8 protein-coding genes and 1 pseudogene are annotated in these 8,700 nt (G+C 52.1%); 6 read left to right on the top strand and 3 right to left on the bottom strand.

The window, feature by feature from the left end:
* Nucleotides 1–352: 352 nt before the first annotated feature.
* From ACEW8P_RS08465 to ACEW8P_RS08445, 5 genes are all read left to right on the top strand, one after another.
* Nucleotides 353–2,245: an amidophosphoribosyltransferase gene (locus ACEW8P_RS08465; protein ID WP_373512650.1), complete on the top strand. Its 1,893-nt coding sequence runs from the start codon at nucleotides 353–355 to the stop codon at nucleotides 2,243–2,245.
* 2 nt (nucleotides 2,246–2,247) lie between these two features.
* Complete coding sequence (locus ACEW8P_RS08460; protein ID WP_373512649.1) at nucleotides 2,248–3,138, top strand: flavin reductase family protein; 891 nt, start codon at nucleotides 2,248–2,250, stop codon at nucleotides 3,136–3,138.
* An 89-nt stretch (nucleotides 3,139–3,227) separates the two neighbouring features.
* A complete protein-coding gene (locus ACEW8P_RS08455; protein WP_373512648.1) occupies nucleotides 3,228–3,866 on the top strand; it encodes a DUF1080 domain-containing protein in 639 nt (212 codons plus the stop codon).
* A gap of 16 nt (nucleotides 3,867–3,882) precedes the next feature.
* Nucleotides 3,883–5,406 carry an ArnT family glycosyltransferase gene (locus tag ACEW8P_RS08450; RefSeq protein WP_373512647.1) on the top strand — a complete coding sequence of 508 codons (1,524 nt, stop codon included), beginning with the start codon at nucleotides 3,883–3,885 and terminating at the stop codon, nucleotides 5,404–5,406.
* A gap of 119 nt (nucleotides 5,407–5,525) precedes the next feature.
* Complete coding sequence (locus ACEW8P_RS08445; protein ID WP_373512646.1) at nucleotides 5,526–5,819, top strand: YtxH domain-containing protein; 294 nt, start codon at nucleotides 5,526–5,528, stop codon at nucleotides 5,817–5,819.
* A 63-nt stretch (nucleotides 5,820–5,882) separates the two neighbouring features.
* Here the strand turns inward: ACEW8P_RS08445 and nudK are convergent, their stop codons facing one another.
* Complete coding sequence (nudK, locus tag ACEW8P_RS08440; protein WP_373512645.1) at nucleotides 5,883–6,461, bottom strand: GDP-mannose pyrophosphatase NudK; 579 nt, start codon at nucleotides 6,459–6,461, stop codon at nucleotides 5,883–5,885.
* Between the two features lie 108 nt (nucleotides 6,462–6,569).
* Between nudK and ACEW8P_RS08435 the strand changes: the two genes are divergently transcribed.
* Nucleotides 6,570–7,250: a metallophosphoesterase gene (locus ACEW8P_RS08435; protein WP_373512644.1), complete on the top strand. Its 681-nt coding sequence runs from the start codon at nucleotides 6,570–6,572 to the stop codon at nucleotides 7,248–7,250.
* On the opposite strand, the gene ACEW8P_RS08430 is transcribed toward ACEW8P_RS08435, so the two are convergent.
* The gene (locus ACEW8P_RS08430; protein WP_373512643.1) at nucleotides 7,247–7,867 is read right to left on the bottom strand and encodes a hypothetical protein; all 621 of its coding nucleotides are present in this window, start codon (nucleotides 7,865–7,867) and stop codon (nucleotides 7,247–7,249) included. The two genes, ACEW8P_RS08435 and ACEW8P_RS08430, sit on opposite strands and share 4 nt — an antisense overlap.
* 182 nt (nucleotides 7,868–8,049) lie before the next feature.
* A pseudogene (locus tag ACEW8P_RS08425) lies at nucleotides 8,050–8,700 on the bottom strand (gfo/Idh/MocA family oxidoreductase); the annotation flags it as partial.

Genomic DNA, 8,700 nt, shown 5'->3' with positions numbered 1-8,700 from the left:
GATCTATTTTCATGAGGATGTCGTATCGTTACCAGGAGGGTATTTTTGGGAATAAAACGAACGAGAAATATCATTCGCCTTTTTTTCTGTTTACAAAACTAAGAAAAGTTGCGTTCTTTTCCGGCTTCATGAGCTAACGACTAGCGTCGATCTAATCCGATTTCAGCTTTTTGTCGCTCCTCTCCCGAACTTTAACGTTTTTCGTGTAGTTTAGCAGGTATCAAACCCGCGTCCTGTGGGTTTGGTAAAGGACTGACCACCAATATAGGAATGAGCTAATATCTTGGCAAAAAGACGCTTAAAGAAAATATTCACTTATTCTATCATTCACTCAATCACTCATTGACCCCTTATGAGCGACGCCATTAAGCACGAGTGCGGGATCGCGCTGATTCGTCTTCGGAAGCCCTACCAATACTACATCGACAAGTACGAAACGCCCCTCTACGCCGTCCACAAGCTGTCGGTGATGATGCAAAAGCAGGTTAACCGCGGGCAGGATGGAGCCGGGGTCGCCAACATCAAGATCGAAGTGCCGGCAGGCAAGCGCTACATCAGTCGCTACCGCTCGGTGGAGCCGCAGCCAGTGGCGGACATCTTTCAAAAAATCCACAAGAAATTCAGGAAAGGTCTCAAAGACCATAAAAACAAAGTCAACGACGCCAGTTGGTTGCAGGAAAACCTCGCCTTTACGGGCGAACTGTGGCTGGGTCACCTGCGCTACGGTACCTACGGTGGCAACGAAATCGAGAACTGCCAACCCATGTTACGCCAAAGCAACTGGCGCAGCCGCAATCTGGTGATGGCGGGCAATTTCAACATGACCAACGTGGACAAGCTTTTCGGCAAACTCGTGTCGCTGGGCCAGCATCCCAAAGAGAAGGTAGACACCGTGACGGTGATGGAGAAAATCGGCCATTTTCTGGATGAGGAAAATCAGCGCGTGTTCGACCGCTTTAAGGGCATTTGGGAAAACCCAACCCTTTCGGATATTATCGAAGAAAACATCGACCTCCAGCGCGTATTGGAACGCTCCTGTCGCGACTTCGACGGTGGCTACGCCATGTGCGGCCTTACGGGCCACGGCGCGGCCTTCGTGATGCGCGACCCGGCGGGCATTCGTCCGGCTTACTACTACGTTGATGATGAGGTGGTAGTCGTAGCTTCCGAGAAGCAGGCTATCAAGGCAGCTTTCGATGTGGAATACGATCAGATTCAGGAAGTGACGCCTGGTAGTGCCTTAATTGTCAACAAAGAAGGCGAATACAGCGAAATGGCAATCCTTCCGCAACTACCCAAGCGATCGTGCAGCTTTGAACGGATTTATTTCTCGCGCGGCACCGATCCCGATATCTATAACGAGCGCAAGGAATTAGGCAAATTACTGATTCCGCAGATTTTGGAAGAGATCGATTATGATCTGGAAAACACGATTTTCTCCTATATCCCCAATACCGCTGAAACCTCGTTTTTTGGCATGATCGAAGGTTTGGAAGAGTACTTGGCCAAGAAGCGCAAGCGGGCCATTATGGAGGGAATCCTTTTTGAGGAAGAACTCGATCGAGTACTTTCCTTCCGCCCGCGCATCGAGAAGCTGGTGACCAAGGACGTAAAATCCCGCACCTTCATTACCGCCGACAATCTGCGCGACGACATGGTCTCGAGCGTGTACGATACTACGTTTGAGGTAGTGCGCAAGGGCATCGACACAGTGGTAATCATCGACGACTCCATCGTGCGCGGCACTACCCTGGAAAAGAGCATCCTGAATATGCTGGACGGCTTGGGGCCTAAGAAAATTGTGATTGTGTCGTCGGCCCCGCAGATTCGCTTTCCCGATTGTTATGGCATAGACATGTCCAGAATGAAAGATTTTGTGGCCTTCCGTGCCATGATAGAACTGCTGGAAGAGCGCGGGCTGGGCTTCATGCGCGAAGAGGTTTATACAAAATGCGCCGCCAATCTGGCTTCCGGTAATGCTTTCAAGACAAACCACGCAAAAGTACTTTACGAACTATTCACCGATGATGAGATTTCCAAAAAAATAGCGGAAATCATTCGTCCCGATTCCATGAAAGCCGAACTATCGGTCATCTACCAGACCGTGGACAACCTGCATACGGCTTGCCCCAAGCACATCGGCGACTGGTACTTTACGGGCAACTACCCCACGCCGGGTGGCAACAGGGTCGTCAATAAAGCGTACGTCAATTTCCACGAAGGGAAATTGGTAAGGGCTTATTGATAATGAAATCCGTCGCTCCCGCCACCCTCGGCTCCCGCGCTTTTTATAAGTACATGACCGCCGCCGTGGCCCCGCGCCCGATCGCGCTGGCTAGTACGGTGGATAAGTATGGCCGCGTCAACCTCAGTCCTTTTAGCTTTTTCAACTATGTGGGCATCGACCCGCCCATCATAGTGTTTTCTCCCGGAAGGCGCGGGCGTGACAATTCGTATAAGGACACCGCGCTGAATCTCACGGAAGTACCCGAAGTCGTCGTCAACATGGTAACCTTCGACATGGTACAGCAGATGTCGCTGAGTAGTGCCGAGTACGAGCGCGGCGTAAATGAATTCGAGAAAGTGGGCTTCACAATGCTGCCCGCCGAGCAAGTCAAGCCGCCGCGCGTGGCGGAATCTCCGGCGCAATTTGAGTGCAAAGTACTTGAGACCAAAGAAATCGGGACGATGGTGCTGGTGATTGCGGAGGTAGTTTTGGCGCATTTTGCCGAAAGCATTCTGGACGAAAACGGCCAAATCGACCAAACCCGCACTGACTGGGTGGCCCGAATGGGCGGCGACTGGTACGCGCGGGCGAGCGGCGACGCGATTTTTGAAGTACCCCGCCCGCAGCACGGCATCGGCGTGGATGCCTTGCCTGAAAGCGTCCGCCATTCCAAGCTTCTGACGGGCAATGATTTAGGGATGTTGGGTGGTTTGACGGAGTTTCCTGCGAGGGAGGAAATCCGGGCGTTTGGTGCTACCGTCGCTATGCTTAATTTACGGGAAGAGGCCCGGCTGGGGTGCCAGTACTTGCCGGATGTGTTGCACGCCCACGCCAAAAAATTGCTTAAACAGGGAGAAACGGCGACGGCACTGCTGACCCTGTTATTGCCCGAACCTTTTTCCGATGAATAAGTAGTCCCGACCCGAAATGTTCTTTTCCCCTTTATCAAAACCAACGGCCCTCTGCGGCTTTTCCATCCATTCAGAAAAAAACCAATTCTATGAAATACCTCGGACTATTCATTGCTGCCCTTCTTTTTGTTGGCTGCGCCAAAGATGCCTCAACTTCCCAAAAGGCGGAAAAGGGCTGGGTCTCTATTTTCAACGGTAAAAACTTCGACGGCTGGAAGGTCAACGAAGAAAACCCCAACACGTTCACCATCGAGGACGGCACTATCAAGGTAGCGGGGCCACGGGCACACCTTTTCTACGCGGGTGCGGTGGGCAACCACGATCTCAAAAACTTTGCGTTCAAGGCCGATGTCAAGACGATGCCCGGTGCTAACTCCGGGATGTTCATCCACACGGCCTACCAGCCCGAAGGCTGGCCCGCCAAAGGCTACGAAATTCAGGTAAACCAATCGCACACCGACTGGCGCAAGACGGGTAGTGTGTACGGCGAGCAAGATGTAAAGGAAGTGTTTGTCAAGGACGGCGAATGGTACACCGAAGAAATTGAGGTACGGGGCAAGCAGGTGATTGTAAAAGTCAATGGTAAAGTAATCAACGACTACACGGAGCCCGCCGAACCTAAAAGCGATCTGAAGCGATTGAGCAGCGGTACCGTCGCCTTGCAGGGGCATGACCCCAAGAGTGTGATTTACTACAAAAATGTGATGCTAAAGGTGCTGCCCGATTGAGCAAAAAACAGGTAGTATGAAACCACTTCTCCGCACAGCTAACCCCCTGTGGGGCATAGCTGCACTAAACGTGGCGCTGCACCTGGCTTTTTACCAAAACCTGGAATACCATCGCGACGAACTCCTGTACTTTTCGCAGGGCTTGCACCTCGATTGGGGCTACGCTTCGGTGCCACCGCTGACGGGCTGGCTGGCCGGGCTGGTCGGGGCTACACTTGGATACTCGGTTTGGGCCGTGAAACTACTCCCGGCGCTGGGCAGCGGTGCGATGGTACTTTTGGTGGCGGCCATCAGCCACGAGTTGGGCGGGCGCAACTACGCACAGATTTTAGCGGGCATCGGGGTAGTTATCACGCCGCTGATGCTGCGGGCGTTCTTTCTGTTCCAGCCCGTTTATCTAGACATGTGCTTCTGGACGCTGCTGTTTTACTGGCTCGTCCGTTTCCTCGACGCGGCGTCGGACAAGTACCTTTACGCAATGGGAATTACACTGGGACTGGGGCTGCTCAACAAGTACCTTGTCGCACTATGGGCCGTGAGCGTTTTGCTGGCGTTTTTGCTCACGAAGGAGCGGCAAGTGTTTGCCCGAAAGCCGCTGTACCTGGCTTTTCTGGTGAGTTTGCTCGTTTTTTTGCCCAATATCATCTGGCAAATCCTGCACGATTTTCCCGTGCTGGAACACATGGCTGCTCTGAACGACAGCCAGTTGGTTCATGTAAGCCGCGCGGGTTTCCTGGCCGACCAACTACTGATGGGCTACGCGGTGCTGGCTTTGCTGGGGCCGGGGTTGTACTTTTTGCTGCGTTCGCCGAAGTACCGCAGTGTCGGGCTGGCCGTCATTTTCACCATCGGTTTGCTTTTCCTTCTACGCGGCAAAAGCTACTACACCGCCGGGGTGTTTCCGGTACTGCTGGCCGCCGGGGCGGTATTTTGGGAAAATGTTTTAAAAAAACCCTTCGGCAAAGTACTCCTGCCCGCGCTGATGATCCTCAGCATCCTGCCGCTGCTGCCGCTGGGATTGCCTATTTATGATGCAGAAGGAATGATAGGGTACTTTGACCGACTCGACAAAAATTACGGAATCGACGAAGGCCGTCGCTTCGAGGACGGCACTATCCACTCACTACCACAGGACTACGCCGATATGCTGGGCTGGGACGAACTCACCCGCATCGTACAACGCGCCTACCAGCAGACAGGCAATAAGGAGAATGTGCTGATTTACTGCGAAAACTACGGACACGCGGGAGCCGTGACTATCATTGGCAAAAAGTACGGACTGCCCGAGCCCATGTGTTTCAGCGAGAGTTTCCTGTATTGGGCACCCGATTTGCTCGATCACGAAATCCAGGAATTCATTTATGTCAATGACGAATTGGGGGAAGACTTGCAACGGGGGTTTGCCGACATCAAGGAAATCGGCCGCATCCAGAATGTCCACGCCCGCGAATACGGCACCCGCGTGTATCTGTGCCGTAAGCCCCGAGGCGACCTAATGGCTTTTTTGAAAGGACGGATCGCGGAGGAGACCCCTTTCTGAGAAGGAATCGCCAGGTCGTTCAGCTAAGGCGTTGACTTGTCTTGTGACGAATGGTTTGTACAACCGAGAATAGTTTTTGTACATTTGGTAAAAAACGCAAACAAACTCCCTTAGAAACCATGAGCGTAAATGCCAAACACTTAGCCACTTTTGTCTTGGGTGCCGCCGCCGGCGCCAGCATGTACAAGTACCTGCAAACCGAAGAAGGTGAGAAGATGCTGGAAGACCTGAAATCCAAAGCCGGTAACCTCCGCGACGAGGCCGAGGGTGCGGTAGATAAAGTACCCGACTACTTCGAACAACTCAAAACTAAAGGCACTGACACCCTGAAAGAGACTTTCCCCGACGCCGAGCAAATGCTCCGAGATCTGATGGATAAATTTACGGGCAAGAAAACAGAGCCGACTGTATAGCCAAATTAGAGACTAATTCTAATCATCAACGCTGACAGCCCTTCAAAAGGCTGTCAGCGTTTTTTATAGGAATCCGTTCAGTTTCGCGTGGTAGAGCAGCATGATGGTTTTGGCATCTTTGATCTCGCCGCTTTGGATCATGGACAAGGCCGCCGCGAAGTCGATCTCCAGTACTTCAATGTTCTCCTGCTCCTCGGCGTGGCCTCCCCCCTCGCCCACCTGCATCTCCTTATTATACTCCGCCACGAAGAAATACAGGATTTCCGTCACCGACCCAGGCGACATGTAAGCTTCGAACACCTTTTTCACCTCCCGAACCTGATAGCCCGTTTCCTCTTCGGTTTCACGCCGGATGCAGTCTTCCGCATTGTCCTTATCGAGCAGCCCCGCGCAAGCTTCGATCATCATACCCGTCGGATTGCCGTTGGTATAAGTCGGTAGTCGAAATTGCCGGGTAAGAATGACTTTTTTCCGTTCCCTGTTATAGAGCAGAATTACGGCCCCGTTGCCCCGGTCGTAAGCTTCGCGCGATTGCCGCTCCCAGCTACCATCCTTACGTTGGTAGTCGAAGGTGATTTTTCTTAATACGTACCAATTGTCGGACAGGACTTTTTCTTCGACGATGCGAATTTTTGGATTCATAAACAGAAGGTTGGCTTGCTTTTTTTTGAAATCACGGGGAACACTTGTATTCCGGAGAAACAGAACTTTGTAGTTCGATCCGCGATTTACGCATAAAAACATGAAAGCATGCAAATTTTAGCCATTGGCGATGTCCACGGGCGCGACGCCTGGAAGGAGATAAGAGGTACCGAAGCCGACCAAGTTATCTTCATCGGCGACTACGTCGATCCGCACCAGCCCATTCCCGATCTGGACGTCATTCAGAATCTGGAAGAGATTATTGCTTTCAAAAAAAGCAATGACGAGCGTGTGACGCTACTGCTCGGTAACCACGACGCGCAGTACCTGCATTATCCGCTGTATCAATGCTCGGGCCATCGCGCCGATCTACAGGAAACGCTGGGAAGGCTGTTTTTGGGAAACGAAGATTTATTCAAGATTGCCTGGCAACACGGCGACTATCTATTCACACACGCGGGCGTTTCTTGGGGCTGGTTTAAGATGCATTCGTCCGTTTTTCGTAGGTTCGAGAAAACCAACCTGGCCGCAACGCTCAACGAAATTCACGAAAGCGAATACCGCGACATTCTCTTCGAGGTAGGCCACAAGCGCGGTGGCTGGCACCTTTACGGCGGGCCAAACTGGGCCGACCGAGCCGAAACCCGAAACGACTTTCTCCCCAATTACCATCAGGTGGTCGGCCACAGCCGCGTCCCGGACTTCGAGCGTTTTGGCGACGAGTACAGTTCGATTACCTTCATCGACGTGGGCGATACGCGCGTTCGGTTTTACGAGTGCAAGATTTAATCGGCAGAGGAAGGGGGCAAAATATCCAGTGCTTCCAGAATGGTTTGCAAACAGAAACTGTATTCTCCGAATATGGGTACTTCTTCGTTCCACTCGAAAAGCTCCATCTTTCGATTTGGGCGCATCAGAACGATTTTCTTACTTGGTGTAAGTATCCACGCTAAGCCCTCTACCCCAAAGGCCATCAGCTTCTCTGATTTTTGGATGATGTAATCTATTTCGGAACCTACCGCCGGCTCATCGGAGTAGTCTTTGGGGTCTATCTTTATGTCGACCTCGAAAATAAATTTGGGAGGAGTGCTACTGTATTTTAAAGAGGTGGGAGTGAGCAGTTTACTTTTTTCAACAATCGTAATGTCGTTGGCTAAGTTTTCCTTGTGCTTCAAACGCAGTCCCGCTTCACTCGACTGTACCCAAAACTCCTTCATGGGCAGAACCCTCATCAGGTAAGACACAATCGCCGGAACGATAAGGGATTGAAAAATGCTGCTTCCCATAATTTCACTTCTATTTTTCAGCCCCAGCATTACCTCTCGGTAGCCCCGGCGGTAATATTTCCGCCCGCCGAACTCTTCGTACAGCAGGGTTTCGGGAATTTGTTCAGTCGTCGTTTCCATGTGACAGATGATTTTTCCAAATATACTTTTTTTTGGCCAAAAGATGAATGAAACAAAAAGGAGCCGAAGGATTTAGCCCCTTCGGCTCTCGACTCTGAAATTCACAAAAATTTATTCAAGCACACCCAAATCAGAATTCTCCATTTTCAACGCCTCGGGGCGCCCCGTCTCAACTAAAAAAACTACCCTTTCACGTAAGTCGTTCCGTAAGGCGCGCGCTGCTGGCGCGATAGCATGGAGTTGGCCTCCGCGTCATTGATAAACTGCTCCTTCTCCGGATCCCATTGCAACTTGCGGCCCAACTTCATAGCCGTGTGCGCCAGCAGACAGGCCGAGCAGGAACGGTGGGCGATTTCGACGTGGCTGATCGTCTGCTTGTCGTTCTGGATGCTTTCCAGCCAGTTGCGGTGCTGCTCCGGGCTTTCGTAGAGCTTGGTTTCGCTGGCTCCGATGACAGAGCTGAGGATTTTCTTGTCGCTTGCCTTGAAGGCATCGTTCTCCTTGGCCGCTTGCGCCGCGCCGGGGTCGGAGGCTGTAACGCCTACGTTACCGCGCGATACGAAAATCCAACCGTCGGTACCCTCGAACATTACGCCATTCGGATTATTGCCTCCAATTTCCATAGTCACGCCATTGGCGTACTTCGAAACCACCAGAAAGTTGCCGTGAACATTCCATATTCCCGAGCCGGGTAGTGGAAATGAGCCTAAGCCCGTAATTTCCGTGGGGCCTGTCAGTTCGGTATCCATGCCCCAGTGCGCGATGTCGAGGTGGTGCGAACCCCAGCCCGTGATCATGCCCGCGCCGAATTGCTCGAGTCGCAGCCAACCACC

Origin of the sequence: Persicitalea sp. (assembly GCF_041751555.1) — a bacterium.
In the GTDB taxonomy this organism is placed as follows: domain Bacteria; phylum Bacteroidota; class Bacteroidia; order Cytophagales; family Spirosomataceae; genus Persicitalea.
The sequence above is the reverse complement of the archived record's forward strand: the minus strand, read 5'-3'. Positions and strand labels throughout refer to the sequence as shown.

Bases quoted from the DNA above. Each gene is read 5' to 3' on its own strand.
- ACEW8P_RS08450 (WP_373512647.1), top strand. From the start codon at position 3,883: ATGAAACCACTTCTCCGCACAGCTAACCCCCTGTGGGGCATAGCTGCA.
- nudK (WP_373512645.1), bottom strand. From the start codon at position 6,461: ATGAATCCAAAAATTCGCATCGTCGAAGAAAAAGTCCTGTCCGACAAT.
- ACEW8P_RS08465 (WP_373512650.1), top strand. From the start codon at position 353: ATGAGCGACGCCATTAAGCACGAGTGCGGGATCGCGCTGATTCGTCTT.
- ACEW8P_RS08430 (WP_373512643.1), bottom strand. From the start codon at position 7,867: ATGGAAACGACGACTGAACAAATTCCCGAAACCCTGCTGTACGAAGAG.
- ACEW8P_RS08435 (WP_373512644.1), top strand. From the start codon at position 6,570: ATGCAAATTTTAGCCATTGGCGATGTCCACGGGCGCGACGCCTGGAAG.
- ACEW8P_RS08455 (WP_373512648.1), top strand. From the start codon at position 3,228: ATGAAATACCTCGGACTATTCATTGCTGCCCTTCTTTTTGTTGGCTGC.
- ACEW8P_RS08460 (WP_373512649.1), top strand. From the start codon at position 2,248: ATGAAATCCGTCGCTCCCGCCACCCTCGGCTCCCGCGCTTTTTATAAG.
- ACEW8P_RS08445 (WP_373512646.1), top strand. From the start codon at position 5,526: ATGAGCGTAAATGCCAAACACTTAGCCACTTTTGTCTTGGGTGCCGCC.